The sequence below is a fragment of the Streptosporangium jomthongense genome (assembly GCF_042650425.1).
Taxonomy (GTDB): Bacteria; Actinomycetota; Actinomycetes; order Streptosporangiales; family Streptosporangiaceae; genus Streptosporangium.
On record NZ_JBHSBC010000037.1, the window covers coordinates 114,901 to 141,681 of the forward strand.

Consider the following 26,781-nt stretch of genomic DNA (forward strand, 5'->3'; position numbering starts at 1 on the left):
GCGGAACACGGCCGGTACGGCGCGCGAGGGGTGGGCCGGAGGTGAGGATCGGCATCGTCTGTCCCTACACCTGGGACGTGCCCGGCGGGGTGCAGGCGCACGTCCGCGACCTGGCCGAGGCCCTCATCGAGGAGGGCCACCAGGTCTCGGTCATCGCCCCGGCCTCGGAGAACGCCCCCCTGCCCGCCTACGTGACCTCGGTCGGCAGGGCGGTCCCCGTGCCCTTCAACGGCTCGGTCGCGAGATTGTCGTTCGGCTTCCTGTCGGCCAACCGGGTGCGGCGCTGGGTGCGTGAGGGCCGCTTCGACGTGCTGCACGTGCACGAGCCCGCCGTACCCTCCGTCGGGCTGCTGGCCTGCTGGGTTGCCAAGGGGCCGATCGTGGCCACCTTCCACACCTCGCACGAGCGCTACCGCTCGCTGTCGGTCACGACGCCGGTGCTCATGAGCGCGCTGGAGAAGATCAGCGGCCGGATCGCGGTCTCCGACGCCGCCAGGAAGACCCTGGTCGAGTTCGTCGGCGGCGACGCGGTGCTCATCCCCAACGGGGTCGCGGTCGGCCGCTACACGCACGCCGAGCCGTTGCCCGGCTGGGACGAGGGCGAGGTGATCGGCTTCCTCGGGCGGATGGACGAGCCGCGCAAGGGGCTGCCCGTGCTGCTGGACGCCTTCGCCGAGCTCGCCCCGCACCGCCCGGGACTGCGCCTGCTCGTGGCCGGTCCGGGAGACGAACAGGAGGCCCTGGCGAGGGTTCCCGCCGCCTTCCGCGACCGTGTCGTCCTGCTCGGCATGGTCAGCGAGGAGGACAAGGTGCGCGCCTACCACTCGGTGGACGTGTTCTGCGCGCCGAACCTGGGAGGGGAGAGCTTCGGCATCGTGCTGACCGAGGCGATGTCCGCAGGCGCCGCCATTCTGGCCAGCGACATCCCGGCCTTCCGCAGGGTGCTCGACGACGGCAGGGCGGGGGCGCTGTTCGAGACCGGGGACGCCGCCTCGCTCGCCCGTGAGGCCGCGGCGCTGCTCGACGACCCCGGGCGCAGGGCCGAACTGTCCGCCGAGGCGAGCCGGGCCGTGTGGAAGTACGACTGGTCGACGGTCGCCCGCGACGTCCTGCGGGTCTACGAGACCGTCGCCAGCACCGCGGGAGTCGAGGAGGACGACAACCGGTGACGACCACCCTGATCCTGGTGGTGGGCGCGATCGTGCTGCTCACCGCCGTCTACGTCTCCTGGCGGGCCGGGCGTCTCGACCGCCTGCACATCCGCCTTGAGCTGGCCAGGGAGTCGCTGGACGCCGCCCTGGTACGGCGGGCCGCCGTGGCGCTCGAACTGGCCGCCTCCCGGCTGCTCGACCCGGCCACCAGCCTGGTGCTGGCCACCGCGGCGCACGAGGCCCGTACGGCGGGGCCCGAGGAACGCGAGCACGCAGAGAGCGACCTGTCACGCGCGTTGCGGGCGGTGGTGGACCAGGAGCGCTTCCGTGAGCGCCTGGCCGACGTCCCGGAGGGGGGCGAGCTGCTCGACGAACTCGGCGCCGCGGTGGCCAAGGTGATCTACTCCCGCCGCTTCTACAACAACGCGGTCGGCGTGACGCGCACCGCCCAGCGCCGATGGCTGGCCAGGACCCTCAGGCTGGCCGGACACACCGAATATCCCTCCTTCTTCGAGATCGACGACACCCCTCCGAAGGCGCTCGCCATCGAATAGGACACGCGGAACTCGGATATCCGGCAAGTCGGGCACAGGTAAGCTCTTGGGCGTTTCATGGCCGATTTGAGGAGATGAACCGTGCGGGTGCCCCGGATGATCGCCGTCGCGCTGGCGGGAGTGGCTGTTCTCGGGCCGGTGGCGGCCTGTTCCTCGAACGAGCCCGCAGCCGGAGGCAGTCCGCAGGCCGCCGACCCCTCCCCGTCGGAGACGCCCACCCCCGAGCCCCCGCCGACCCACCCCTTCACCGGGCTTCCCGGTGCCGCGCGCAGGCCCGTGCTCGCCGCGAAGATCGAGAACACCTCGGCGGGCAAGCCCCAGCTCGGGCTCAGGAGTGCCGACATCGTCTACGTGGAGCAGGTCGAGGCGGGGCTGACCCGCCTGATGGCCGTCTTCTCCTCGAAGCTGCCGCCCAAGATCGGCCCGGTCCGCAGCGCCAGAATCTCCGACCTGCACATCCTGCCGCAGTTCGGCAAGCCCGCCCTGGCCTACTCGGGCGTGCAGACCAAGATGATCCCCAAGGTCCAGGCCGCGTCCCTGGTCGACGTCTCCGACAGCAGGGCCCCCGGCGCCTACTTCCGCCAGCCGGGCCGCTACGCGCCCTACAACCTGTTCGCGAACACCAAGCAGCTGCTGGCCAAGGCGCCGGGGGCCTCCAAGGCCAAGGACATCGGCTTCACCTTCGGCGACGCCCCCGAGGGAGGCGTGGCCAAGAAGTCGTTCACGGTCCGGTACCCGGCGGCGCGCTTCACCTTCGCCTGGTCGCAGGAGGCGGGCAGGTGGCTGGTCTGGCAGGACGGCAAGAAGGACATGGCCGCCGAGGGCGGCCAGCTCGGCGCCCCCACGATCGTCGTGCAGTACGCCAAGACCGAGCGTTCGGAGTTCCACGACCTGAACCAGAGCTACACGCCCCTGGTGCACAGCGTCGGCAAGGGCAGGGCGGTCGTGCTCAGGGACGGCCAGGCGTTCAAGGCCACCTGGTCGCGCAAGACGGAGGAGGACGGCACGGTCTTCACCACCGAGGCGGGTGAGCCGATGAACTTCGCCCCGGGCCAGGTGTGGATCGTGCTGGCGGCGCCCAAGCCTGTCATTCCCTGAGAACCATGACGGTCCTTACCATCATGTCCAAGAAGATCGCATAAGCGCGACAAGATGGTGTGTAAGGGCACATGCCACTCAGCGCCTACGATAGAGAACGCCGGAAACCCGCCCAGGGAGGCGGACCGTGATCCGCAACCCGCTCGTCGTGAGGTAGAGACCGTGTCCAGCAGCACGCCCGAAGTCACCGAGACCGCCGTCACCGGAACCGCCCGGGTGAAGCGCGGCATGGCAGAGATGCTCAAGGGCGGCGTCATCATGGACGTCGTCACCCCTGAGCAAGCCAAGATCGCCGAGGACGCCGGTGCCGTCGCGGTCATGGCCCTTGAGCGGGTCCCCGCCGACATCCGCGCCCAGGGCGGCGTCTCGCGGATGAGCGACCCCGACATGATCGACGGCATCATCTCCGCCGTCTCCATCCCGGTCATGGCCAAGGCCCGCATCGGCCACTTCGTCGAGGCGCAGGTGCTCCAGTCGCTCGGCGTCGACTACATCGACGAGTCGGAGGTGCTGACCCCGGCCGACTACGCCAACCACATCGACAAGTGGCGCTTCACGGTGCCCTTCGTCTGTGGCGCCACCAACCTGGGCGAGGCGCTGCGCCGCATCACCGAGGGCGCGGCGATGATCCGCTCCAAGGGTGAGGCGGGCACCGGCGACGTCTCGAACGCCACCATGCACATGCGCAAGATCCGCGGTGAGATCAGGCGGCTGTCCTCGCTGGCCGAGGACGAGCTGTACGTCGCCGCCAAGGAGCTGCAGGCGCCGTACGAGCTGGTGGTCGAGGTCGCCAAGGCGGGCAAGCTGCCCGTCGTGCTCTTCACTGCGGGCGGTATCGCCACCCCGGCGGACGCCGCGATGATGATGCAGCTCGGCGCGGAGGGCGTGTTCGTCGGCTCCGGCATCTTCAAGTCGGGCAACCCGGCCCAGCGCGCCGCGGCGATCGTCAAGGCCACCACCTTCTACGACGACCCGGACGTCGTCGCCAAGGTCTCCCGTGGCCTGGGCGAGGCGATGGTCGGCATCAACGTCGACGACATCCCGGTCCCGCACCGCCTGGCGGAGCGCGGCTGGTAGCCGATCAGGACCGGACCGGTTCCACCGGCTGGAGCACCGCCTGGCGGAGCACGGCCGGTGGGGGCGGACCACGAGAAGGCGGCGTCTTTGCGGGACGCCGCCTTTTTCATGACCCGGAACGTTAACTCGAAGGTCACGATCGTCGGTAAGGCTGGCGGGCGACCACGTCCGACGACCTTCGAGGGGCCCCCATGTCCCGGCTCAGCCGACGTTCCTTCCTCGTCACCGGCGTCGCCGGCCTCGCGGCGGCGCACGTCACCGCCCCCGCCGCCGCGGCCGTTCCCGCCGCCCGCAGGCCGCGCGCCGACCCCTTCACCCTCGGCGTCGCCTCCGGCGATCCGAGCCCGGACGGGTTCGTGATCTGGACCAGGCTCGCCCCCCTGCCGCTGGCCGAGGACGGCCTCGGCGGCATGCCCGACCTGCCCTTCCCCGTCCGGTGGCAGGTCTACGGCGACGACGCCGGGCACAGGACGGTCAGGCAGGGCACGGTGATCACCGACAGCCGGTGGGGACACTCGGTCCACGTCGAGCTGGACGGCCTTGAGCCGGGCCGGGAGTACTGGTACCGCTTCAGGACCGGGCCGTACCTGTCGCCGATGGGACGGGCCAGGACCGCCCCGCACCCCCTGTCGCTCGGCACGGGCCTGACGATGGCCTTCGTCTCGTGCGCCCAGTACGAGCACGGCCACTTCACCGCCTACCGGCGCCTGGCCGAGGAGGAACCCGACCTCGTCCTGCACCTGGGCGACTACCAGTACGAGTACGCCCGCGACACCTACACCATCCCCGGCGGCAACGTCCGCGACCACGAGGGGCCGGAGACCGAGACGCTGGCGAACTACCGGCAGCGGCACGCGCAGTACAAGACCGATCCCGACCTGCGGGCGGCGCACGCGGCGGCGCCCTGGCTGGTCGTCTGGGACGACCACGAACTGGACAACAACTGGGCCGACGAGGTGCCGGAGAAACCGGAGATCCCGCAACCGGGTTTCCTCACCCGGCGCGCCGCGGCCTTCCGCGCCTACTACGAGAACATGCCGCTGCGGCGTACCTCCATCCCCAGGGGGATCGACATGCAGATCTACCGGCGTGTCCGGTGGGGCGCCCTGGCCACTTTCCACATGCTCGACACCCGGCAGTACCGCGACGACCAGGGCTGCGGAGACGGTTACCGTGACTGCCCGGCCGCGACCGACCCGGCGCGCTCGATCACGGGGGAGACCCAGGAACGCTGGCTGCTCGACGGCTTCCGCCGCTCGCGGGCACGGTGGGACGTCATCGGCCAGCAGGTCTTCTTCGCCCAGCGTGACAGCGACGCGGGGCCCGCCAAGGTGACCAGTCAGGACGCCTGGGACGGCTACGTCGCCTCGCGGCGGCGGATCACCCAGGGGTGGGTGGACGCGGGGGTGCGCAACCCGGTCGTGCTCACCGGTGACGTGCACGCGCACTGGGCGGCCGACCTCAAGCTCGACTACGACGACCCGACCACCCCCACGGTGGGCTCTGAGCTGGTCACGACCTCCATCACCACCGGGGGCGACGGCGCGGACTCCGACCCCGCGACGCAGCCGTTCCTCAGGATCAACCCGCACCTGCGCTTCTACAACAACCAGCGCGGTTACGTGCTCACCCGGATCGAGCCCGACCTGCTGACCGCCGACTTCACGGTGCTCCCGCAGGTACGGCAGGCCGGCGCGCAGGCTCACGTGAAGGCGACCTTCGTGGTCGAGGACCGGGTGCCGGGCGTGCGGCAGACCTACCTGCGCCCGGCCGCGCCTGCGGCGAGCCGGATGCCCACGGAACCGGAGACCGATCTCATCCAGAAGGTCGTCGACCTGGAGACCAGGCGCCCCTGAACCCCCAACGGGACGACGCATGTCCGGCGTCGTCCCGTTTTTCCGGAATAATAGTTAGACAGGCTAAGTTAGACTGGCTAACTATGATGACGGATGAACTCGCGGAGAACCTCTCCAAGGAGCTGCGCCACCTGGTGCTGCTGCTGCGCCGCGCGGCGGCCGGGCAGCCGATCACCAGCCAGCAGTACGCCGTGCTCGGCTCGCTCCAGGACGGCCCGCGCCGGATGACCGAGCTGGCCGAGGAACACGGCGTCCAGCTGCCGACCATGACCGTGCAGATCAACCGCCTTGAGGAGCCGGGACTGGTCGCGCGGGGCGCCGACCCCGCCGACGCCAGGGTCCGCACCGTCGAGCTCACCGACGAGGGCCGCGCCCGCCTGGTGGCCGTACGGCGCGCCAGGATCGCCTACCTGAGCGACCGGCTCGGCGCCCTCACCCAGGCCGAACGCGAGGCCGTCGCCGCGGCGCTTCCCGCCCTGGCCAAACTGGGCCGCCCCTGACGGCCCCTCCACCCGTCCCCCTTCTCCCAAGGAGCGCCTTCCATGTCCTCACAGAGCGGCGGCGCAATCCTGCGTCAGCCGATGTCCGTCTGGGCCACCGCGTTCGCCGCGGTCGTCGCCTTCATGGGCATCGGCCTGGTCGATCCGATCCTGCCCTCCATCGCCAAGGGCCTGAACGCGGGCCCGAGCCAGGTCTCCCTGCTGTTCACCAGCTACTTCCTGGTCACCGCGGTGGCCATGCTCGTCACCGGCTGGGTCTCCAGCAGGATCGGCGGCAAGCGCACCCTGCTGCTCGGCCTGGCCCTGGTGGTCGTCTTCGCCGCCCTGTCCGGGACCTCGGGCAGCGTCGGCGAACTCGTCGGGTTCCGCGCCGGGTGGGGCCTGGGCAACTCCCTGTTCGTCGCCACCGCCCTCGCGGTGATCGTCGGCGCCGCCAGCGGAGGCGCGGAGGCGGCCATCGTCCTGTACGAGGCGGCCCTGGGCCTGGGCATCTCCATGGGGCCGCTGGTCGGTGCCGCCCTCGGCGACTGGAACTGGCGCGCCCCCTTCTTCGGCACCGCGACCCTCATGGCCGTCGGGTTCGTCCTCGTCCTGACCCTGCTGAGGGCCACGCCGGAACCGGCCGCGCGCACCCGCTTGTCCGACCCGCTGCGCGCCTTGGCCCACGGCGGCCTGTCGACGACGGCGTTCACCGCGTTCTTCTACAACTTCGCCTTCTTCACCGTCCTGGCCTTCACCCCCTTCATCCTCGGCATGTCGCCGTACGGCATCGGCGCGGTCTTCTTCGGATGGGGCGTCTGTGTCGCGCTGGCCTCGGTCTTCGGCGCCCCCGCCCTGCAGCGCAGGATCGGCTCGGTCAACGTGCTCCATCTCTCGCTGGGGGCGCTCGCCCTGCTGCAGGTGGGCATCGCCCTGTCACAGCAGGCGGGCAGTCACCCGGGCGTCGTCGTCTTCGTCATCCTGTCCGGCCTGCCGATCGGCCTGAACAACACCGTGTTCACCGAGGCGGCCATGGAGGTCTCCGACGCGCCGAGGCCCGTCGCCTCCGCCGGATACAACTTCGTGCGCTGGATGGGCGGCGCGCTCGCGCCCTACGTCGTCACCAAGCTGGGCGAGGAGGTCGGGCCCGCGGTGCCGTACGTCCTGGGCGCGGCCTGCTGCCTGGCGGGCATGGCCGTCCTGTACGGCAGGCGCCACCACATGAGGAGCCTGGATCGGATCGACGTCGACCACACCTTCCAGGATGCCTCTGCCCCGGCCTGACCCGGTTTGGGGCGACGCGCACAGTGGCCATACGCTGAAGGGGCGTTCCGAGCCCTTGGAGAGGACCACTGTGAGCATCGCCCCGACCGTCGGAGTGTTCGCCCTGCAGGGAGACGTGCGCGAGCACACGCGCGCACTGGAGGCGGCGGGTGCCAGGGCCGTCGCCGTACGGCGCCCCGGTGAACTGGAGGCGGTCGACGGCCTGGTCATCCCCGGCGGGGAGTCGACCACGATGTGGAAACTCGCCGAGACCTTCGAACTCCTCGAACCGCTCAGGATGAGGATCAAGGGCGGCATGCCCGCCTACGGCTCGTGCGCGGGCATGATCATGCTGGCCGACCGGATCGAGGGCGGCATCGAGGGCCAGCAGACCATCGGCGGCATCGACATGGTGGTCCGCCGCAACGCCTTCGGCCGTCAGGTCGACTCCTTCGAGGCGGACCTCGACTTCGCGGGCCGGGGCTCGATACGGGCGATCTTCATTCGCGCCCCGTGGGTGGAATCTGTCGGTTCCGATGTCGAAGTGCTGGCTCGGGCCGAAGCTGGGGATAGGATCGTCGCGGTCCGCCAAGGACCGCTGCTCGCCACGTCCTTCCACCCGGAACTTACCGGGGATGTCGGTGTGCATTCATATTTTGTTGACATGGTGAGGGAGCTCTAGCCGATGTCCGGCCACTCCAAATGGGCGACGACGAAGCACAAGAAGGCCGCGCTTGACTCCAAGCGGGGCAAGCTGTTCGCCAAGCTCATCAAGAACATCGAGGTCGCGGCCCGAACCGGCGGCCCCGACCCGGACGGCAACCCGACGCTGTACGACGCCATCACCAAGGCGCGCAAGAGCTCGGTCCCGATCGACAACATCGAGCGCGCGCGCAAGCGTGGCGGCGGCCTTGAGGCGGGCGGCGCCGACTGGCAGACCATCATGTACGAGGGCTACGCCCCCGGCGGGGTCGCGGTGCTGATCGAGTGCCTCACCGACAACCGCAACCGTGCAGCCTCCGAGGTCCGCGTCGCCCTGACCCGTAACGGCGGCTCGCTGGCCGACCCGGGCTCGGTGTCCTACATGTTCAACCGCAAGGGCGTCGTGCTGGTGCCCAAGGGCTCGCTGAGCGAGGACGACGTGCTGACCGCGGTCCTCGACGCCGGCGCCGAGGAGGTCAACGACCTCGGCGACCAGTTCGAGGTCGTCTCCGAGGCCACCGACCTCGTCCCGGTCCGCAAGGCCCTGCAGGAGTCCGGCATCGACTACGACTCCGCCGAGTCCAGCTTCGTGCCGACGATGAACGTCCCGCTCGACGAGGACGGCGCCCGCAAGGTCTTCAGGCTGATCGACGCCCTTGAGGACAGCGACGACGTCCAGAACGTCTGGGCCAACTTCGACGTCTCCGACGACGTCCTGGAGAAGCTCGACGCCTGAACGGCCGTCGTGCCGGGCGGGACGACCGATTCGCCCCGCCCGGACCGCGCCGCCTAGGTTGGGTGGCTGTGAAGCTACGTGAACTGACCGCGGGCGATCTCGACGCGGTGACGGACAATCGCAGGCGGGCCTTCGGACCGGTGTCGGAGGCGGTCCAGCGGCAGTGGGTCGGGATGGTGACTCCCGCACTCGAAGCGGGGAGATATCTCGGTCTCTTCGACGGCGCCCGCCTGGTCGCGACGAGCCGGATCAACGACTTCACCCAGTACTGGCACGGCAGGCCGATCTCCCTCGGCGGCGTCGCCTCGGTGACCGTCGCCCCGGAGGACAGGGGCGGGGGAGCCGGCCGGACCATCATGCTGGCCACCCTTGAGCGCTGCGCCAGCCTCGGTCACCCGGTCTCCGCCCTCTACCCGGCCACCACCCACATCTACCGATCGCTGGGCTGGGAGCACGCCGGAGCCATGCACCGCGCCGTGCTGCCCGCCGAGGCGCTGCGGACCATCAGGCGGACCGAGCAGGTCCAGGTCCGCAGGGCCGGGCCGGAGGACGCAGAGCGGGTCGTCTCGGTCCTGCGGGGAGTCCACCTGGCCACCCGCGCCTGCGGCCCCGTCTGCTGGGACGCCGACGTCTGGCGGGCGCGCCTGGCGACGGGGGACGACTTCGTCTATCTCGCACACGACGGCCTCGTCGTCTACCGCTGGCGCGACCAGGACCTGGAGGTTCCCGTCCTGGTCGCGGGCTCGGAGGCGACCGCGCGGACGCTGTGGTCCCTGGTCGGTTCCTCGGCCTCGATCGCCAGGTCCGTCCACGCGGTCGTGGCCCCCGACGACCCCGTCTTCTGGCTGATCGGGAACCGTCCGACGGACGAGGTGGGCCAGACCCGCTGGATGTTCCGCGTCGTCGACCTGGCCGCGGCGATCCGTGAGCGGGGTTTCCCGCCCGGCGTCACCCTCGACACCGTGATCCAGGTCGAGGACCCCCAGCGGCCGGAGAACTCCGGACCCTGGCACCTGTCCGTCTCCGGAGGGCGGGCGACGGCCGAGCCCGCGGGCACCCTCCCCTCGGCTCTGCCCGTCTTCACGGCCGGGGCGTTCTCCGCCCTGTTCTGCGGGGTTCCGGCCGCGACCCTGCGCAGGACCGGCGGACTGACCGGTTCCGCGGACGGCGACGCCGCCCTGGACGGGGCCTTCCACGCCAGGCCGTACATGCTGGACCACTTCTGAGGGGTGCCTGCCCGGGAACCGTGCGTCGTGTGCGCGCAGGCGGTAGAGTCTGGCACCGAACAGGTGTTCGGCGAGTGGAGGCGTGCCGGTGCGGTTGCCCGAACTGCGGGTGATGGGGGTCGATCCCGGGCTGACCCGGTGCGGGCTCGGCGCGGTCGAGGGACGGCCGGGGGCGCCGCTGACCCTGGTCAAGGTCGGGGTCGTGCGCACCCCCGCGGAAGACGAGACCGGCGCGAGGCTCGTGGCGATCGAGGCGGGCATCGAGAGCTGGCTCGACGAGATCAAGCCGGACGCGGTCGCCGTGGAGCGGGTCTTCGCCCAGCACAACCTCAGGACGGTGATGGGCACCGCGCAGGCCTCCGCGGTGGCGATCCTGTGCGCCTCCCGCCGGGGGCTGCCGGTGGCGTTGCACACGCCCTCCGAGGTCAAGGCCGCGATCACCGGCAGCGGCACCGCCGACAAACGACAGGTCGGCACGATGGTGACCAGGCTCCTGCGCCTGGACGAGATGCCCAAGCCCGCCGACGCCGCCGACGCCCTCGCCCTCGCGATCTGTCACGTGTGGCGGGGCGGGGCGCGCAACAGGCTCGCGGAGGCGGTCGCGAAGGCCGCCGCTCCCGGCACGAGCGCCGCCGCCTACTTCCGCGGCGGGGGCAGGGCCGGATATTCGAAGGGAAGCACGAAGTGATCGCCTCGGTGCGGGGACGGGTGGCCGCGATCGCGCCGGAGGGGGCGGTGGTCGAGGTCGGCGGGATCGGCGTGCTCGTCCACTGCACACCCGGCACACTGGCGGCGCTGCGGGTGGGGGAGGAGGCCAGACTGGCCACCTCGCTCGTGGTCAGGGAGGACTCCCTGACACTGTTCGGCTTCGGCACCGACGACGAGCGTCTGGTCTTCGAGCTGCTGCAGACGGCCAACGGGGTCGGTCCCAAGGTCGCCCTTGCCATGCTCGCCGTGCACACGCCGAACGCCCTGCGGATCGCGGTGGCGAGCGCCGACGTCAAGGCGCTGACCAGGGTGCCCGGAGTCGGCCCCAAGGGCGCTCAGCGGATCATCGTCGACCTCAAGGACAAGCTCGGCACGCCGGAGGAGGCGGTCAACGCCGCGCTCGACGGCACCGCCGCAGTCCCGCCCTGGCGCGACCAGGTGCACTCGGGCCTGGTCGGTCTCGGCTACTCGGTCAGGGACGCCGACGAGGCGGTCGCCACGGTGGCCGTCCAGGCTGACGCCGAGATCGCGCAGGGCAGGGTTCCCCAGGTCGCCGTGCTGCTCAAGGCCGCGCTTCGCGTGCTGAGCGTCCGGTGAGACAGGGCACAGGAAAGGCGGAGACGACGTGAGCGCGGAACGGGATCTGGTCTCACCCGAGATGGAGGGTGACGAGCGCCTGATCGAGGCCGCGCTGCGCCCCAAACGTCTTGAGGAGTTCATCGGCCAGGCGCGGGTGCGCGAGCAGCTCTCCCTGGTGCTGCACAGCGCGTTGCGGCGCAACCGTCCCCCCGACCACGTGCTGATGAGCGGCGCGCCCGGTCTGGGCAAGACGACCCTCTCGATGATCATCGCGGCCGAGCTCTCCGCGCCGCTCAGGCTCACCTCCGGGCCCGCCCTCGAACGGGCGGGTGACCTCGCGGCGATCCTGTCCACCCTCTCCGAGGGAGAGGTCCTCTTCATCGACGAGATCCACCGGATGGCCCGTCCCGCCGAGGAGATGCTCTACCTCGCGATGGAGGACTTCCGCGTCGACATCGTGGTCGGCAAGGGGCCGGGCGCGACCGCCATCCCGCTGGAGGTGGCGCCCTTCACCCTGGTCGGGGCGACCACCAGGGCGGGCCTGCTGCCCGCGCCGCTGCGTGACAGGTTCGGCTTCGTCGCGCACATGGACTTCTACGAGGCCGCCGAGCTCGAACAGGTGTTGCACCGTTCGGCACGGCTGCTCGGCCTGCGTCTCCCGGGCGACGCGGCACACGAGATCGCCGGGCGCTCCCGGGGCACGCCCCGCATCGCCAACCGGCTGCTGCGCCGGGTGCGCGACTTCGCCGAGGTCCGGGCGGACGGGGTGATCAGCAGGGACGTCGCCGCCGCGGCGCTGAACCTCTACGAGGTGGACGCCGAGGGACTCGACCGTCTCGACCGCGCCGTCCTGGGCGCCCTGCTCGGCAAGTTCGGTGGCGGTCCCGTCGGTCTGTCAACACTGGCGGTCGCGGTGGGGGAGGAACCGGAGACCGTCGAGGTGGTCGCGGAGCCGTTCCTGGTACGGCAGGGCCTGCTGGCCCGCACTCCTCGCGGACGCGTCGCGACCGCGGCGGCCTGGGTCCACCTTGGGTTGACGCCCCCTCCCGGAGCCTTCGGCGCGGTGCCGATGCCCGGCCAGGGGCCTGACCTGCATGATCTTGGGGATGACCCCGCGGCTTCCTGACGTTGAGTTACGGTGAGAAAACGCACGGGGTTGATCACAAAAAGGTGACAACCGTATCAAAATGGGAACTTCCCCGCGCGCCAGAACGTGACCTCGTTGCCGCGCTCCTAACAGCTCGCCTAAACTCCGTGGCTTGGCTGGCTGTGTAGGCTGACGTGCTGAGCGCGGCGTGGCCTCACATGACGTCCGGCTCCGGCCGGTCATCCTTAACCGAAGGAGCGGCCCAATGGGCGGCAATTACTCCAGCCTTATCATGATCGCGCTGATGGTCGTGGTGTTCTACTTCCTGCTGATCAGGCCGCAGCGTAAGCGGCAGCAGGAGCAGGCGCAGATGCAGAACTCCCTCACCCCGGGGACCCGCATCATGACCACTACCGGGCTTTTCGCGACGGTGGTAGCGATCGACGCCGAAGATGTGATCCTGGAGATCGCCCCCGGCGTCGAGACCCGCTGGGTCAAGGCCGCGATCGGGCGTGTGGTGGGCCCGGTCGACGACACGCAGGGCGACGCCGAGAACACCGACACCGTAGATGACAATGTGGTGGAAACCGCGCAGTCGCCCGGTGACGACCAGGACTCGACGACCAAGAAGTGATAAGTAGGCTCGCCAACATTCCCTATAGCCGAAAGAACTGACGACCAGTGGCCCGACCGACCAGCGGCCAGAGCAGACCGGGGCGCGTGCTCCTACTGCTACTGGCGATTATTCTCGCCATGGGTGGGGTGATGCTCCTGAACAGGGCTTACACCCCCGAATATGGCCTCGACCTCGCCGGTGGCACGACAGTGACACTGCAGCCCGTCACCCCGAACGGCACGGCTCCCACAGAGGAAAGCCTGGATCTCGCCGTCGGCATCATCCGAAACAGGGTGAACGGCAGCGGTATCTCCGACGCCGAGGTCGCCAAATCCGGTGACAACATCGTCATCTCCGTCCCCGGAGTTGGCCAGGAGGAAGTCGTCAAGCTGGTCGGCACCACCGCGGAACTGCGTTTCCGTCAGGTGATGGCGGTCGCGGCAGGGGCACCCCAGCCGCCGGGGCAGATGCCCACCCAGGCGCCGACGCCGTCATCCTCCCCCTCCTCGACGGCTCCCGGCAAGAAGGGCGACAAGTCCCCCGCCCCGTCCGCCTCCCCCGCGGCCGAGCAGGGCACGAAGACGCCGGAGCCGACCGCGACGGCCGCCGCGAACCCGAGCGCCTCGCCCGCGGGCCGCGCCCTGTCGGCGGCGCTCCTCAACCCCAGCCCGGAGGCGACCCCGACCGCCACCGGCAAGCAGGAGAGCAAGCAGGACACCGGCAAGAAGGGCGACAAGGCGGAGGCCTCCCCCTCGGCCAAGCCCGGCCAGAGCGGCTCCCCCTCGCCCCAGCCCTCCTCGCCCGCGGACAACCCGCTGGCCGACGTGGACACCACCGGCATCGACCCGGCGGTGCTCAAGCAGTTCGAGGCCCTCGACTGCTCCAAGAACAAGGGCCAGGGCGCCCAGGACGACCCCAACAAGCAGTACGCCGGCTGCAGCCAGGACGGCAGCGCCAAGTACGTCCTCGACAAGGCGGCCGTCACCGGAAGCGCGATCGCCAGCGCCAACGCGGGCGTCGACCAGACCACCGGTGAGTGGCTCGTCCAGCTCTCCTTCAAGGGGCAGGGCCCCGACCAGTGGTCCAAGGTGACCACCACCGCGTTCAACTCCCAGCCGCCGCGCAACCAGGTCGCCATGGTCCTGGACGGTGTGATCATCTCCGCGCCGGTCATCCAGGAGCCCATCACCGGCGGCCGGGCGCAGATCTCCGGCAACTTCACCCAGGTGACGGCCAACGAGCTGGCCGGCCAGCTGAAGTTCGGCGCGCTGCCGCTGAAGTTCGAGAAGAGCTCGATCGACGAGGTCTCCTCGACCCTGGGCGCCGACCAGCTGCGCGGCGGCATGATCGCCGGTGGCATCGGCCTGGCCCTGGTGGTCGTCTACTCCATGCTGTACTACCGCGGCCTTGGCGTCGTCTCGGTGCTGAGCCTGCTGGCCGCCTCGATCCTCACCTACCAGGCGGTCGTGATCCTCGGTGCCTTCGCGGGCTTCCGCCTGTCGCTGCCGCACATCATCGGCCTCATCGTCTCGATCGGTATCACCGCCGACTCCTTCATCGTCTACTTCGAACGAATACGAGACGAGATGAAGGAGGGCCGCCGGTCGCTGCGCACGGCCGTCGAGGTCGCCTGGACCCGCGCCCGCCGGACGATCCTGATCGCCGACGCGGTCATGTTCATCGCCGCCGTCGTGCTGTACTTCCTGGCCGTCGGCGGTGTGGCCGGGTTCGCCTTCGCGATGGGCCTGACCACGCTCATCGACATCGTCGTGGTCTTCCTGTTCACCAAGCCGTTCGTCACGCTGCTGGCCAGGCTGAAGTTCTTCGCCAAGGGACACAAGCTTTCCGGTCTCGACGCCGAGCGCATGAGCAGCACGACGGTCGCCGGTACCAAGACCGTTCCGCAGGAGGCATGATGTCCGGCATCGCGAGTCGGTTGTACCGCGGCGAGATCGACGTCGACTTCGTCGGACGCAGGAAGCTCTGGTACGGCCTGTCCGCCGTGCTGCTGCTGGTGTCCATCGCGGGCCTGCTCTTCAACGGAGGCCTCAACCTGGGCGTCGAGTTCAGGGGCGGCTCGGTCTTCTCCTTCAAGGCGCCCAGCGCCCACATCGAAGAGGTCCGCGACACCTTCAACGGCGCGGGCGCCCACCAGGTCATCGTCCAGACGACCAACAACGGCTGGCGGGTCACCACCGACAGCATGCCCCCCGAGCGGGTGACCACGGTCCAGAAGGCGGTCGCCCAGAAGTACGGCATACAGCAGAACGAGGTCACCCTCCAGGTGATCGGCGCCTCGTGGGGCGGTCAGGTGGCCGACAAGGCGGTCACCGGTCTGATCGTCTTCATGCTGGCGATCATCCTGTACCTCACGGTGGCCTTCGAGTGGAAGATGGCGCTGTCGGCGGTCGTGGCACTCTTCCACGACCTGGTGATCACCGCGGGCGTCTACGCGTGGACCCAGTTCGAGGTCACCCCGGCGACCCTGCTGGGCTTCCTGACGATCCTCGGATACTCCCTGTACGACGCGGTCGTCGTGTTCGACATGATCAAGGAGGTCACCGCCAAGCTCGGCACGACCTCCAAGATGACCTACACGCAGGCGGCGAACAACGCGCTGAACCACACCCTGATCCGGTCGCTGAACACCACCCTGGTGGCGATCCTGCCGGTGGCCGCGATCCTGTTCATCGGCACCACGCTGTTCGGCGCGGGCACGCTGAGGGACCTCTCGCTCGCCCTGTTCGTCGGCATGATCGTCGGTACCTACTCGTCCCTGTGCGTGGCCACGCCGATGCTGGTCACACTGAAGGAGCGCGAGCCGCGTTACCAGGCGATCGCCCGCAGGCTCTCCTCACAGGGCGGCGGGGCCAAGGGCGGCCAGACGGTCAAGGGAGCCAAGCAGCCGGTCCCCGCGGGGGCCGCCAACGGCTCGGCGCCCGACGGCGACAAGCGCAAGAAGAAGTAGCCGGAAGTCAGCAAGGCCTCCGTCCCCGCCGAGGGGACGGAGGCTTTTCCTTGAGGGAGCGACGATGAGTGACCTGAGCAGGCTGATCCTGGACCACGTCCGGGACATCCGCGACTACCCCCAGCCCGGCGTCCTCTTCAAGGACATCACCCCGCTGCTCGCCGATCCTGAGGCCCTGGCCGCCGTGATCGACGGTTTCGCCGGGCTCCACCAGGTCGACAAGGTCGTCGGGATCGAGGCCAGAGGCTTCATCCTGGCCGCTCCCGCGGCCTATCGGGCGGGCGCGGGCTTCGTTCCGGTGCGCAAGAAAGGCAAACTGCCCGCGGAAACCCTTGAGGCGTCCTACGATCTGGAGTACGGCTCCGCCACCATCGAGGTCCATCGAGACGCCTTCACCCCAGGGGAACGCGTCCTGATCATCGACGACGTGCTCGCCACCGGCGGTACGGCGCGTGCGGCGGTGGAGCTGGTCCGCAGGGCGGGCGCCGACGTCGTCGCCATCGCCGTGCTCATGGAGCTGGCCTTCCTCAAAGGACGGGAACGGCTGGACGGCGTCGAGGTGCATTCCCTGGTGATTGTCTGATCCCACCCCGCCGGGGAAGGCATCCTGGCCAGTCTGGATACACTGGGGGGATCTGGACTCGAACGTGAGGAGTCTGAGTGCCCCGTGATGTGGTCGTCCCCGACGTGACCGCCGACGGTGGCGGTCCCGAGACGGCCGTCCCGGCAGGCGATGCCGGTTCCGCCATGTCCGGAGCCACCGAGGACAGGCCTGCGGTAAGGCGTAGGCTCGCGCGTTTTGGGGGGCAATGGGGTGGCGCCATGAACCCGGTGCTTGAGCCGCTCTTCCGGACGGTCCGCGCGACGCATCCGAAGGCGGATCTGCGGCTCATCGAGCGCGCCTACGACGTGGCCGCCTACCACCACCGTGATCAGAAGCGTAAGAGCGGTGATCCCTACATCACCCACCCGCTCGCGGTCGCGACGATCCTGGCCGAGCTGGGCACCGACGACGAGACGCTGTGCGCCGCGCTGCTGCACGACACCGTCGAGGACACCGCCTACGGCCTCGACGAGCTGCGCAAGGACTTCGGCGACAACATCGCCCTGCTGGTCGACGGCGTCACCAAGCTCGACAAGGTCAAGTACGGCGACGCCGCCCAGGCCGAGACCGTCCGCAAGATGGTCGTGGCGATGTCCCGCGACATCCGGGTGCTGGTGATCAAGCTCGCCGACCGGCTGCACAACATGCGCACCATGCGCTACCTGCCCGAGCACAAGCGGCAGCAGAAGTCCCGGGAGACACTGGAGATCTTCGCGCCGCTCGCCCACCGCCTCGGCATGAACACCATCAAGTGGGAGCTTGAGGACCTCGCGTTCGCCATGCTCTACCCCAAGCGCTACGACGAGATCGCCCGCATGGTCTCCGAGCGCGCCCCGCGCAGGGACCTGTTCCTGCAGGAGGTCATCGAGAAGGTCTCCGGAGACCTGCGCGAGGCCAAGATCCGCGCGGTGGTCAAGGGGCGCCCGAAGCACTACTACTCGGTCTACCAGAAGATGATCGCCAGGGACGTCGCCTTCGACGACATCTACGACCTGGTCGGCATCCGGGTGCTGGTCGACACGGTCCGCGACTGCTACGCCGCCCTGGGAACGATTCACGCGCGATGGAACCCGGTGCCCGGCCGGTTCAAGGACTACATCGCGATGCCCAAGTTCAACATGTACCAGTCGCTGCACACCACGGTCATCGGCCCCGAGGGCAAGCCCGTCGAGCTGCAGATCCGCACCCACGGCATGCACCACAGGGCCGAGTACGGCGTGGCGGCGCACTGGAAGTACAAGGAGGACATGACCACCTCGGGCCCGCCCGGGGCGAAGCTCAAGCCGGCCAGCGACATGGCCTGGCTCAGGCAGCTCCTCGACTGGCAGAAGGAGACCGCCGACCCGGGCGAGTTCCTTGAGTCGCTGAGGTTCGACCTGTCGGTCTCCGAGGTCTACGTCTTCACCCCCCGCGGTCAGGTGATCGCGCTTCCCGAGGGCGGGACCCCGGTCGACTTCGCCTACGCCGTGCACACCGAGGTCGGCCACCGCTGCATCGGGGCCCGGGTCAACGGCCGTCTCGTGCCGCTGGAGTCGCGGCTCGGCAACGGCGACACCGTGGAGATCTTCACCTCCAAGTCGCCGGACGCCGGTCCCTCCCGTGACTGGCTCAAGTTCGTCAAGTCGGGCCGGGCCCGCAACAAGATCCGGCAGTGGTTCTCCAAGGAGCGCCGCGAGACCGCGATCGAGGCGGGCAAGGAGGCCATCGGCAGGGCGATGCGCAAGCAGGGCCTGCCGCTGCAGCGCCTGATGTCCGGAGAGTCCCTCCTGGTGCTCGCCAGGGACCTGCACTACGCGGACGTCTCGGCGCTCTACGCGGCCGTCGGAGAGGGCCACGTGGCCGCCCAGGCGGTCGTGCAGAAGCTCGTGCACTCCCTCGGAGGGGTCGAGGGCGCCGAGGAGGACATCGCCGAGGTCTCGGTGCCGACGAAGCTGCGCGGCCGTCCCCGCGGCCGGGGCGGCGCGGGCGTGGTCGTCGCGGGCGACTCCGACGTCTGGGTACGGCTGTCGCGCTGCTGCACCCCGGTCCCCGGAGACGAGATCATCGGCTTCGTCACCCGCGGCCACGGCGTCTCGGTGCACCGCACCAACTGCCCCAACGTGCAGCAGCTGAGGTCAGAGCCCGACCGCCTGGTCGAGGTCTCCTGGTCGGCCGCGGAGGACTCGGTGTTCCTCGTGGCGCTCCAGGTCGAGGCGCTCGACCGGCCGCGCCTGCTGTCCGACGTCACCCGGACCCTGTCCGACCAGCACGTCAACATCCTGTCGGCGTCGGTGACGACCTCGAAGGACCGGGTGGCGATCAGCAGGTTCACCTTCGAGATGGGCGACCCCAAGCACCTGGGGCACGTGCTGAAGGCCGTACGCAACATCCAGGGCGTCTACGACGTCTACCGGGTGAGCGGCGCCTCCTAGGCCCTCTCAGGCCCGCCCCGGGCCATACAGCGAAACGGGGGACGCTCCGGAAAGGAGCGTCCCCCGTTTTGGCGCCGGAGGGTCAGGAGAACTCGGCGAGCGTGCGCTCGGCCTCCTCAAGCCAGGAACGGCGGGCGGTCAGGGCCTCCTCGGCGTCCTTGGCCTCCTTGTCCCTGCCGGCCGCCTGGGCCTTGGCCAGACGGCCCTCAAGCTGCCCGATCGACTTGCGCAGCTGGTCGACCGTGTTCTGCGCGCGGGCGCGGGCCTCGGGGTTGGACCGCTTCCACTCGGCCTCCTCGGCCTTGCGGACCGCCTCGTCGATCTTGCGCAGACCGCCCTCAAGCCGGTCACGCTGCTCGCGCGGGACCGGGCCGGCCTCCTCCCAGCGCTCCAGGAGGCCACGCAGGGCGTTCCTGGCGACGCGGGCGTCGGAGACCGGAAGGATCTTCTCGGCCTCGGCCAGCAGCTGCTCCTTGACCTCGGCGTTGGCCGCCAGCGAGGCGTCACGCTCGGCGAAGACCGCCGAACGGGCCTGGAAGAACTGGTCCTGGGCGCCCTTGAAACGGCCCCACAGCTCGTCCTCGACCTCACGCGAGGCCCGGCCGGCCGCCTTCCACTGCTGCATCAGCTCGCGGTAGGCGGAGGCCGTCGCGCCCCAGTCGGTCGAGGAGGCCAGCGCCTCCGCCTCGACGACGATGCGTTCCTTGGCCGAACGCACGCCCTCGCGCTGCTCGTCGAGCCCGGCGAAGTAGGCCTTGCGCCGCTTGGCGAAGGCCGTACGGGCCGCGGACAGGCGCTTCCACAGCGCCGCCTCGGTCACCCGGTCGATGCGCTCGGCGGCCTTCCACTCCTCGACGAGCTGGCGCAGCCGCTCCCCACCGGTCTTCCAGTGGGTGGTGTCGTCGGCGATGCGCTCGGCCTCGGCGACAATGCGTTCCTTGACGCCCCTGGCCTCGGCGCGAGCCACGTCGCGGGCGGCCTTGACCTCCTCGCGGCGCTGGGAGACCAGCTCCGTGAGGCTGTTGAGGCGGCCCAGCAGCCCGTCGAGATCGCCGACCGCGTGCGCGTCGACGATCGCCTCGCGGAGCTTGACGATCGTCGCCTCCGCCTGGGCGGGCGGCAGATCCGTGCCGCGGACCCGCTGCTCAAGCAGCGTGACCTGCCCGGCCAGCTCGTCGAACTTGCGGTGGAAGTAGGCCAGAGCCTCTTCCGGTTCGCCGGCCTGCCAGGACCCGACGGCCCGTTCTCCCTCAGCCGTACGCACGTAGACGGTGCCGTCGTCGTCTACCCGGCCCCACGGGTCGGTGCTCACCGTGTCCTCCCGCAACTTTCATCAGCCTTTCGAGGCTATCCGCCTCTTGGATGTATTACGTCAGCTCTTGTCGGACATTGTCACGTCTTTGATTTCCACGGTTTCCTTCGGGGCGCCGGTGCCGTCCGGGCCCGGGGTGATGACACCCGCCTTGTTCACCTTGTCGAGGATGTCCAGGCCCTTGGTGACCGTGCCGAACGGGGTGTAGTCCGGAGACAGCTGGGCGTCGCCGTAGACGATGAAGAACTGGCTGCCGTTGGTGTCCGGGCCGCTGTTGGCCATGGCCACGACACCGCGGGTGTACTTCGCGCCTTCGAGGTTCTCGTTGACGAAACGGTACCCCGGGCCGCCCTGGCCGTCGGTCGGGTTCTTGCCGTCGGCCTTGGCCAGCGGGTCGCCGCACTGGAGCACGGGGAACTGCTCGGAACCGAGACGGTGGCACTTGGAGCCGTTGAAGTACTTCTTCCCGGCCAGGAACGCGAAGGAGTTGACCGTGCAGGGGGTCTTCTCCGCCGAGACCGCGATGACGATGTCGCCCAGGTTGGTCTTCAGGGTCATCGTCTTCGGCGTGGTGTCCACCTTCGCCGGAGGCAGGCCGACGTTCTTGGCCGGTCCGCCCTCGGTCTCGGCGACGTAACCACAGGTGCCCGCCGCGGGGTCGAAGGCCGCCGGCTTGGCGCCGGTGCCCGTCTCAGCCGGGCTCGCAGGCGCGGACGGGGTGCCCGAGGCGGCGGTCGCCGGGGACGTTCCACCACCTCCGAGCAGGGACATCGCGGCGATCACACCGCCGACGAGCACCACGACGGTCACACTCGTGCCGATGATCGCATTGCGCTTCATACGCGACTCACGTTCGGCGCGCCGCTGCATCTGCCGTTCGTAGTGCTCGCGGGCCAGTTGCTTCTGGCGGTCCTTGCCGCTCACCACTTCGCCCTCCCGAGTGCCGGAGTATCACTTATTGAGGTGGGCGAATCGTATCGGCCAATGGGTAATGGTTCGCAGCCCGCCGACCCGCACCGGTACCCTTCGGTTACATTCCCATCCGTTTTCTTGACGAGATCAGCTGAGGCAGATGCTCATCGCCGGCTTTCCCGCAGGGTCGTTTCAGACCAACTGTTACGCCGTGGCTCCCGCCGCGGGCGAGGAGTGCGTCGTCGTCGACCCCGGTCAGAACGCCGTGGGCGACCTGGACGACCTGCTGCGCGAGCATCGCCTGAAGCCGGTCGCCGTGCTGCTCACCCACGGCCACCTCGATCACATGTGGTCGGTCGCCCCGGTCTGCGGAGCGCGTGACATCCCCGCGTGGATCCACCCCGAGGACCGGGAACTGCTGTCCGACCCGATCAAGGGGATGTCCCTGGCCTTCGGGCAGCAGCTGTTCGGCGGGCTGACCTTCTCCGAGCCCGACGACGTGCGCGAGATGGCGGACGGAGAGGTGCTGAGCCTGGCCGGGATGGAGCTGACGGTCGACCACGTCCCCGGCCATACCAGGGGGTCGGTGGCTTTCAGGCTGCCCGGGAGCGGGGAGATCCCCGAGGTGATGTTCTCGGGAGACCTGCTGTTCGCCGGCTCCATAGGCCGCACAGACCTTCCCGGCGGGGACTATCCGACCATCCTGCGCAGCCTGGCGGCCAAGTGCCTGCCGCTGTCCGATGAGACGGTGGTGCTGCCGGGACACGGACCACAGACCACGATCGGCCACGAGCGCGCGACCAATCCGTACTTGGCGGAGGCGGCGCCGTACGCCGGTCCCACCAGGGGACTTTAGAAGATGACTCTGCAGGCGCCCAAGGGCACCTTCGACCTGCTCCCGCCGCGCTCCGAGCGCGCGCTGGCCGTCCGGGAGGCGCTGACCGCCCCCGCCAGGCGGGCGGGGTACGGCTACATCGAGACGCCGGTCTTCGAGGACACCGCGCTGTTCGTGCGCGGCGTCGGCGAGTCGACCGACATCGTCTCCAAGGAGATGTACACCTTCACCGACAAGGGCGGGCGTTCGATCACGCTGCGCCCCGAGGGCACCGCGTCGGTCGTGCGGGCGGTCCTCCAGCACGGCCTGCACAACGGCAGGCTCCCGGTGAAGCTCTGGTACTCCGGCAGCCAGTTCCGCTACGAACGCGCCCAGAAGGGCCGCTACCGCCACTTCTGGCAGGTGGGGGCCGAGGCCCTGGGGGCGGAGGACCCGGCCCTCGACGCCGAGCTGATCCTGCTGGCCGCGGAGGGCTACGCCGGGCTCGGCCTCACCGGGGTCAGGCTGCTGCTCAACACGCTGGGCGACCGCGTCTGCAGACCCGCCTACCGCGCCGCGCTGCAGGACTTCCTGCGCGGTCTCGACCTCGACGAGGCGACCAGGGCCAGGATCGAGATCAACCCGCTGCGGGTGCTCGACGACAAACGTCCCGAGGTGCAGGCCCAACTCGCGGACGCCCCGCTGGTCGTCGACCACCTGTGCGAGGAGTGCAAGGCCTACCACGAGGAGGTCCGCACGCTGCTGACCGCCTCCGGGGTCGCCTACACCGACGATCCCCGGCTGGTGCGCGGGCTTGACTACTACACGCGCACCACGTTCGAGTTCGTCCACGACGGGCTTGGCTCGCAGTCCGCGGTCGGCGGCGGGGGGCGTTACGACGGACTGAGCGAGATGCTCGGCGGCCCGGCGCTGCCCAGCGTCGGCTGGGCGCTCGGCGTCGACAGGACGCTGCTGGCCATGGAGGCCGAGGGGCTGCTCGACGACGAGGCGGACGGCCCGCACGTCCAGGTGTACGGTGTGCCGCTGGGCGAGGAGGCACGCCGCCGGATGTTCCTGCTCATCACCGAGCTGCGCCGGGCGGGCCTCGACGCCGACATGTCGTTCGGAGGCAAGGGCGTCAAGGCCGCCATGAAGGGTGCCGACCGGTCGGGCGCGGGCTATGCCGTCATCCTCGGCGAGCGGGACATCGCCGCCGGGACCGCCCAGGTCAAGGACCTGGTCAGCGGCGACCAGAGCGCCGTACCGCTCGCCGAGATCGTCACGACCCTGAAGGAGAGACTGGAGAATTGACCTCATCCCCTCCCTGAAAGGAAGGGGATTCCCACGGTCGCCCGCAGGGTTTCCTGTTTCACCGCCGGTTGCCCGCCCGAAAAGGATCTTTCGTTGGGGTCTTACACCAGCTCCGCAGGCGTTTCGCCTCTCCGCCGGCCCGGCGGCGAGGGTGGAGCCGATCGTGCAGGTGGCGGCTTGGTTATCGCCGCCACCGAACACGTTACCGAGTCCTGCGGCGCCGCGCCGCGTTTCCTCCCGGCCTCGAAGGACCGGGTTTCCATGCTTAAGGAGTTTCGATGATCCGCACGCACGAAGCGGGATCACTGCGCAAGGAGCACGCCGGGCAGCAGGTGACGCTGGCCGGTTGGGTGGCGCGCCGCCGTGACCACGGCGGCGTGGTCTTCATCGACCTGCGCGACGCCTCAGGCTCCTGTCAGGTGGTCTTCCGCGAGGAGGACGACGCGCACGGCCTGCGCGCCGAGTACTGCGTCAAGGTCGTCGGGCAGGTGCGGGTCCGCCCCGAGGGCAACGAGAACCCCGAGCTGCCGACCGGCGCGATCGAGGTCGTGGCCTCCGAGGTCGAGGTGCTCAGCGAGGCCGCGCCGCTGCCCTTCCCGATCGAGGGCGGCACCGGGGTCTCCGAGGAGGCCCGCCTGAAGTACCGCTACCTCGACATCCGCCGCCAGCAGGTCGCCCAGGCCATGCGGGCGCGCTCCAAGGCCACCTACCTGGCCCACGAGGTGATGAACGAGCACGGGTTCGTCTACATCGAGACCCCCACGCTCACCCGGTCGACCCCCGAGGGCGCCCGTGACTTCCTGGTGCCGGTCCGTCTCCAGCCGGGCAACTGGTACGCCCTGCCGCAGTCGCCCCAGCTGTTCAAGCAGCTGCTCATGGTCGGCGGCATGGAGCGCTACTACCAGCTCGCCCGCTGCTTCCGCGACGAGGACCTGCGCGCCGACCGGCAGCCGGAGTTCACCCAGATCGACGTTGAGATGTCCTTCGTCGACCAGGACGACGTCATCGCGCTGGGCGAGGCGCTGATCGGCCGCGTCTGGAAGGAGACGATCGGCTACGAGCTGCCGACGCCGCTGCCCCGGATGACCTACGCCGACGCCATGTCCCGCTTCGGCTCGGACAAGCCCGACCTGCGCTTCGGCCAGGAACTCGTCGAGATGACGGAGTTCTTCGCCGAGACGACCTTCCGGGTCTTCCAGGCGCCCTACGTCGGCGCCGTGGTGATGCCGGGCGGTGCCTCGCAGACCCGTAAGGAGCTCGACGGCTGGCAGGAGTGGGCCAAGTCGCGCGGCGCCAAGGGCCTGGCCTACGTCCTCGTCGGCGAGGACGGCACGCTCGGCGGCCCGGTGGCCAAGAACCTGTCGGAGACCGAGACCGCGGGCCTGGCCGCGAAGGCGGGCGCCGCGCCCGGTGACGCGATCTTCTTCGCCGCCGGTACGGCCGCCGCCTCCCGCGACCTGCTCGGCGCGGCCCGGCTGGAGATCGGCCGCCGCTGCGGCCTGATCGACGAGTCGGCGTGGAGCTTCCTGTGGGTCGTCGACGCGCCCATGTTCGAGGAGGACGGCGAGGGCGGCTGGACCGCGGTCCACCACCCCTTCACCGGTCCGAAGCCCGAGTGGGCCGACAACTTCCAGGACCACCCGGGCGAGGCCCTCGCCTACGCCTACGACATGGTCTGCAACGGCATGGAGATCGGCGGCGGCTCGATCCGTATCCACCGCGCCGAGATGCAGCAGCGCGTCTTCGACGTGCTCGGCATCTCCAAGGAGGAGGCGGAGAGCAAGTTCGGCTTCCTGCTCGAGGCGTTCAAGTACGGCCCGCCGCCGCACGGCGGCATCGCCTACGGCTGGGACCGGGTCTGCATGCTGCTCTCCGGCGGCGACTCGATCCGTGACGTCATCGCCTTCCCGAAGACGGCCTCCGGCTTCGACCCGCTGACGGGCGCGCCGACCCCGATCACGGTCGAGCAGCGCAAGGAGGCGGGCGTCGACGCCAAGCCCAAGGCGGACGCCTGAGACGGTCCTGAGGGCCGGTGGGGCACGGCTCCGGGGGTCAACGCCCCGGGGCCGTGCTCGTACGGCTGCGGGCCGTACGGGCACGGCGGGTCAGAAGCGGACGGGCAGCGTACGCAGGCCGCGGATGAGTGACCCGCTGAGGTTCCACCGGATCTCGGCGGGATCGCAGTCCAGCTCGATGCCCGGCAGGCGTTCCAGCAGCGTCCCGAAGGCGATCGACGCCTCGAGCCTGGCCAGCGGCGCGCCCAGGCAGAAGTGGATGCCGTGGCCGAAGGCCACATGCCGGTTGTCCGCGCGGGTGATGTCCAGGACGTCGGGGCAGGGGAAGACCTCGGGGTCGCGGTTGACCGCGCCGAGCAGGATGTGGACCACGCTGCCCTTCGGGATGTGGACTCCCGCGAGTTCGAGATCCTCCGTGGCGAAGCGGAACGTGGCACGCTCGACCGGTCCGTCGTGCCGGAGGAACTCCTCGACCGCCGACGGCAGCAGTTCCGGCCGCTCCCGTAACAGCTTCAGCTGCTCGGGGGCGGTCAGCAGGGCCAGCATGCCGTTGCCGATCAGGTTGACCGTGGTCTCGTGCCCGGCGATGAGCAGCAGCGTCAGGCCCGCCAGGAGCTCCTGGTCGTCGAGCAGTTCGTCGTCGTCGCGGGCCAGGACCAGCGCGCTGACCAGGTCGTCACGCGGGGCGGCCCGCCGTTCGGCGATGATCGCGGTGAAGTAGTCGCCGACGGCGAGGTTCACCTCGCCGCGGTGCCTGGCCTGTTCCTCGTTGAGCGCGGGGCCGACGAGGGTGCCGGACCAGTCGCGGAAGGCGTCCTGGTCCTCGACGGGCACGCCGAGCAGTTCGCAGATCACCGTGATCGGCAGGGGGAAGGCGAAGTCGTCGAGCAGGTCCGCCCCGCCCCTGGGGAGCATCGCGTCGACCAGGTCGTCGGCGATCTTCTGGACGCGGGGGCGCAGGGCCTCGATCCTGCGGGGGGTGAAGGCCTTGGAGACCAGGCGGCGCAGCCGGGTGTGGTCGGGAGGGTCGCTGTCGAGCATGTTGCCGGCCAGGATCCGGTTGTCGGCGTGGAAACGCGCGCGGAACGGCTCGGGCACCCAGGAGACGCTCTTGGCCAGGCGGGGGTCGTTGAGGGCGGGACGGCCGTGCTCGTAGTCGAGCACCAGGAAGGCGCCCATGCCGGGAGGGAAGTCGACCGGATGGACGGGGCCCTTCCCCCTGAGCGCGGCGCAGGCGGCGTGCGGATCGGGGCTCAGTATGAACTCGAAAGGTAACTTCTCCGGCATCGGCGCCCCCCGGGG

Annotated in this window: 24 protein-coding genes; 21 read left to right on the forward strand and 3 right to left on the reverse strand. The window is 69.9% G+C overall.

The features are described from left to right. Positions 1-41: 41 nt before the first annotated feature. The 18 genes from ACFOYY_RS31710 (at position 42) to ACFOYY_RS31795 (ending at position 19,115) form a co-directional block, all read left to right on the forward strand. Positions 42-1,169, forward strand: coding sequence for a glycosyltransferase family 4 protein (locus tag ACFOYY_RS31710; RefSeq protein ID WP_352011670.1), 1,128 nt, complete (start codon positions 42-44; stop codon positions 1,167-1,169). Next, complete coding sequence (locus ACFOYY_RS31715; RefSeq protein WP_362775848.1) at positions 1,166-1,705, forward strand: hypothetical protein; 540 nt, start codon at positions 1,166-1,168, stop codon at positions 1,703-1,705. Before ACFOYY_RS31710 ends, ACFOYY_RS31715 begins: the two co-directional genes overlap by 4 nt. 81 nt (positions 1,706-1,786) lie before the next feature. Continuing rightward, the gene (locus ACFOYY_RS31720) at positions 1,787-2,803 is read left to right on the forward strand and encodes a DUF3048 domain-containing protein (protein ID WP_352011672.1); all 1,017 of its coding nucleotides are present in this window, start codon (positions 1,787-1,789) and stop codon (positions 2,801-2,803) included. 162 nt (positions 2,804-2,965) lie between these two features. Continuing rightward, positions 2,966-3,880, forward strand: a complete 915-nt coding sequence (gene pdxS, locus ACFOYY_RS31725) for a pyridoxal 5'-phosphate synthase lyase subunit PdxS (protein WP_352011673.1) — start codon at positions 2,966-2,968, stop codon at positions 3,878-3,880. A 191-nt stretch (positions 3,881-4,071) separates the two neighbouring features. Continuing rightward, positions 4,072-5,736: an alkaline phosphatase D family protein gene (locus ACFOYY_RS31730; RefSeq protein ID WP_386194735.1), complete on the forward strand. Its 1,665-nt coding sequence runs from the start codon at positions 4,072-4,074 to the stop codon at positions 5,734-5,736. Positions 5,737-5,819: 83 nt separating this feature from the next. After that, entirely contained in the window at positions 5,820-6,236 is a 417-nt protein-coding gene (locus ACFOYY_RS31735; RefSeq protein WP_352011675.1) for a MarR family winged helix-turn-helix transcriptional regulator, read from the forward strand. Between the two features lie 42 nt (positions 6,237-6,278). After that, a complete protein-coding gene (locus ACFOYY_RS31740; protein WP_362775853.1) occupies positions 6,279-7,499 on the forward strand; it encodes an MFS transporter in 1,221 nt (406 codons plus the stop codon). A gap of 70 nt (positions 7,500-7,569) precedes the next feature. Next, on the forward strand, positions 7,570-8,160 hold the full coding sequence (gene pdxT / locus ACFOYY_RS31745; protein WP_352011677.1) for a pyridoxal 5'-phosphate synthase glutaminase subunit PdxT: 591 nt from the start codon (positions 7,570-7,572) through the stop codon (positions 8,158-8,160). 3 nt (positions 8,161-8,163) lie between these two features. Then, on the forward strand, positions 8,164-8,916 hold the full coding sequence (locus tag ACFOYY_RS31750) for a YebC/PmpR family DNA-binding transcriptional regulator (RefSeq protein WP_352011678.1): 753 nt from the start codon (positions 8,164-8,166) through the stop codon (positions 8,914-8,916). A 68-nt stretch (positions 8,917-8,984) separates the two neighbouring features. Next, on the forward strand, positions 8,985-10,142 hold the full coding sequence (locus tag ACFOYY_RS31755; RefSeq protein WP_386194738.1) for a GNAT family N-acetyltransferase: 1,158 nt from the start codon (positions 8,985-8,987) through the stop codon (positions 10,140-10,142). Between the two features lie 103 nt (positions 10,143-10,245). After that, complete coding sequence (gene ruvC / locus ACFOYY_RS31760) at positions 10,246-10,830, forward strand: crossover junction endodeoxyribonuclease RuvC (RefSeq protein WP_352011732.1); 585 nt, start codon at positions 10,246-10,248, stop codon at positions 10,828-10,830. Further along, positions 10,827-11,447 (forward strand): Holliday junction branch migration protein RuvA, encoded by a 621-nt coding sequence (gene ruvA, locus ACFOYY_RS31765; RefSeq protein WP_352011680.1) that lies wholly within the window; start codon positions 10,827-10,829, stop codon positions 11,445-11,447. Before ruvC ends, ruvA begins: the two co-directional genes overlap by 4 nt. A gap of 61 nt (positions 11,448-11,508) precedes the next feature. Then, positions 11,509-12,555 carry a Holliday junction branch migration DNA helicase RuvB gene (ruvB, locus tag ACFOYY_RS31770; RefSeq protein WP_352011733.1) on the forward strand — a complete coding sequence of 349 codons (1,047 nt, stop codon included), beginning with the start codon at positions 11,509-11,511 and terminating at the stop codon, positions 12,553-12,555. A 226-nt stretch (positions 12,556-12,781) separates the two neighbouring features. Further along, positions 12,782-13,150 (forward strand): preprotein translocase subunit YajC, encoded by a 369-nt coding sequence (gene yajC, locus ACFOYY_RS31775; RefSeq protein ID WP_352011681.1) that lies wholly within the window; start codon positions 12,782-12,784, stop codon positions 13,148-13,150. Between the two features lie 119 nt (positions 13,151-13,269). After that, complete coding sequence (gene secD / locus ACFOYY_RS31780) at positions 13,270-15,048, forward strand: protein translocase subunit SecD (protein WP_352011682.1); 1,779 nt, start codon at positions 13,270-13,272, stop codon at positions 15,046-15,048. After that, a complete protein-coding gene (gene secF, locus ACFOYY_RS31785) occupies positions 15,048-16,100 on the forward strand; it encodes a protein translocase subunit SecF (RefSeq protein ID WP_362775859.1) in 1,053 nt (350 codons plus the stop codon). The genes secD and secF overlap by 1 nt, the downstream gene beginning before the upstream one ends. Before the next feature lie 64 nt (positions 16,101-16,164). Beyond that, positions 16,165-16,683 carry an adenine phosphoribosyltransferase gene (locus ACFOYY_RS31790; RefSeq protein WP_352011684.1) on the forward strand — a complete coding sequence of 173 codons (519 nt, stop codon included), beginning with the start codon at positions 16,165-16,167 and terminating at the stop codon, positions 16,681-16,683. A 239-nt stretch (positions 16,684-16,922) separates the two neighbouring features. Next, positions 16,923-19,115 carry a RelA/SpoT family protein gene (locus tag ACFOYY_RS31795; RefSeq protein WP_352011685.1) on the forward strand — a complete coding sequence of 731 codons (2,193 nt, stop codon included), beginning with the start codon at positions 16,923-16,925 and terminating at the stop codon, positions 19,113-19,115. An 82-nt stretch (positions 19,116-19,197) separates the two neighbouring features. Here ACFOYY_RS31795 and ACFOYY_RS31800 read toward each other — a convergent pair whose 3' ends face one another. Both ACFOYY_RS31800 and ACFOYY_RS31805 read right to left on the reverse strand, forming a co-directional pair. After that, positions 19,198-20,427, reverse strand: a complete 1,230-nt coding sequence (locus tag ACFOYY_RS31800) for a DUF349 domain-containing protein (RefSeq protein WP_352011686.1) — start codon at positions 20,425-20,427, stop codon at positions 19,198-19,200. Between the two features lie 60 nt (positions 20,428-20,487). Further along, positions 20,488-21,351, reverse strand: a complete 864-nt coding sequence (locus ACFOYY_RS31805) for a peptidylprolyl isomerase (RefSeq protein WP_352011687.1) — start codon at positions 21,349-21,351, stop codon at positions 20,488-20,490. Between the two features lie 148 nt (positions 21,352-21,499). On the opposite strand from ACFOYY_RS31805, the gene ACFOYY_RS31810 reads away from it, so the two are divergent. From ACFOYY_RS31810 to aspS, 3 genes are all read left to right on the forward strand, one after another. After that, positions 21,500-22,195, forward strand: a complete 696-nt coding sequence (locus ACFOYY_RS31810; RefSeq protein ID WP_352011688.1) for an MBL fold metallo-hydrolase — start codon at positions 21,500-21,502, stop codon at positions 22,193-22,195. 3 nt (positions 22,196-22,198) lie between these two features. Further along, positions 22,199-23,464, forward strand: coding sequence for a histidine--tRNA ligase (hisS, locus tag ACFOYY_RS31815; protein ID WP_386194743.1), 1,266 nt, complete (start codon positions 22,199-22,201; stop codon positions 23,462-23,464). A gap of 278 nt (positions 23,465-23,742) precedes the next feature. Further along, the gene (gene aspS, locus ACFOYY_RS31820) at positions 23,743-25,479 is read left to right on the forward strand and encodes an aspartate--tRNA ligase (protein WP_352011690.1); all 1,737 of its coding nucleotides are present in this window, start codon (positions 23,743-23,745) and stop codon (positions 25,477-25,479) included. Positions 25,480-25,569: 90 nt separating this feature from the next. On the opposite strand, the gene ACFOYY_RS31825 is transcribed toward aspS, so the two are convergent. Continuing rightward, positions 25,570-26,766, reverse strand: a complete 1,197-nt coding sequence (locus ACFOYY_RS31825; RefSeq protein ID WP_352011691.1) for a cytochrome P450 family protein — start codon at positions 26,764-26,766, stop codon at positions 25,570-25,572. Between the last annotated feature and the right edge of the window lie 15 nt (positions 26,767-26,781).

Excerpts from the sequence above, each read along its gene's own strand:
- ACFOYY_RS31730 (WP_386194735.1), top strand. The coding sequence starts at position 4,072 with ATGTCCCGGCTCAGCCGACGTTCCTTCCTCGTCACCGGCGTCGCCGGC.
- secF (WP_362775859.1), top strand. The coding sequence starts at position 15,048 with ATGTCCGGCATCGCGAGTCGGTTGTACCGCGGCGAGATCGACGTCGAC.
- hisS (WP_386194743.1), top strand. The coding sequence starts at position 22,199 with ATGACTCTGCAGGCGCCCAAGGGCACCTTCGACCTGCTCCCGCCGCGC.
- ACFOYY_RS31810 (WP_352011688.1), top strand. The coding sequence starts at position 21,500 with ATGCTCATCGCCGGCTTTCCCGCAGGGTCGTTTCAGACCAACTGTTAC.
- ACFOYY_RS31735 (WP_352011675.1), top strand. The coding sequence starts at position 5,820 with ATGATGACGGATGAACTCGCGGAGAACCTCTCCAAGGAGCTGCGCCAC.
- ACFOYY_RS31750 (WP_352011678.1), top strand. The coding sequence starts at position 8,164 with ATGTCCGGCCACTCCAAATGGGCGACGACGAAGCACAAGAAGGCCGCG.
- aspS (WP_352011690.1), top strand. The coding sequence starts at position 23,743 with ATGATCCGCACGCACGAAGCGGGATCACTGCGCAAGGAGCACGCCGGG.
- yajC (WP_352011681.1), top strand. The coding sequence starts at position 12,782 with ATGGGCGGCAATTACTCCAGCCTTATCATGATCGCGCTGATGGTCGTG.
- secD (WP_352011682.1), top strand. The coding sequence starts at position 13,270 with ATGGGTGGGGTGATGCTCCTGAACAGGGCTTACACCCCCGAATATGGC.
- ruvB (WP_352011733.1), top strand. The coding sequence starts at position 11,509 with ATGGAGGGTGACGAGCGCCTGATCGAGGCCGCGCTGCGCCCCAAACGT.
- ACFOYY_RS31740 (WP_362775853.1), top strand. The coding sequence starts at position 6,279 with ATGTCCTCACAGAGCGGCGGCGCAATCCTGCGTCAGCCGATGTCCGTC.
- ACFOYY_RS31825 (WP_352011691.1), bottom strand. The coding sequence starts at position 26,766 with ATGCCGGAGAAGTTACCTTTCGAGTTCATACTGAGCCCCGATCCGCAC.
- ACFOYY_RS31795 (WP_352011685.1), top strand. The coding sequence starts at position 16,923 with ATGAACCCGGTGCTTGAGCCGCTCTTCCGGACGGTCCGCGCGACGCAT.
- ACFOYY_RS31790 (WP_352011684.1), top strand. The coding sequence starts at position 16,165 with ATGAGTGACCTGAGCAGGCTGATCCTGGACCACGTCCGGGACATCCGC.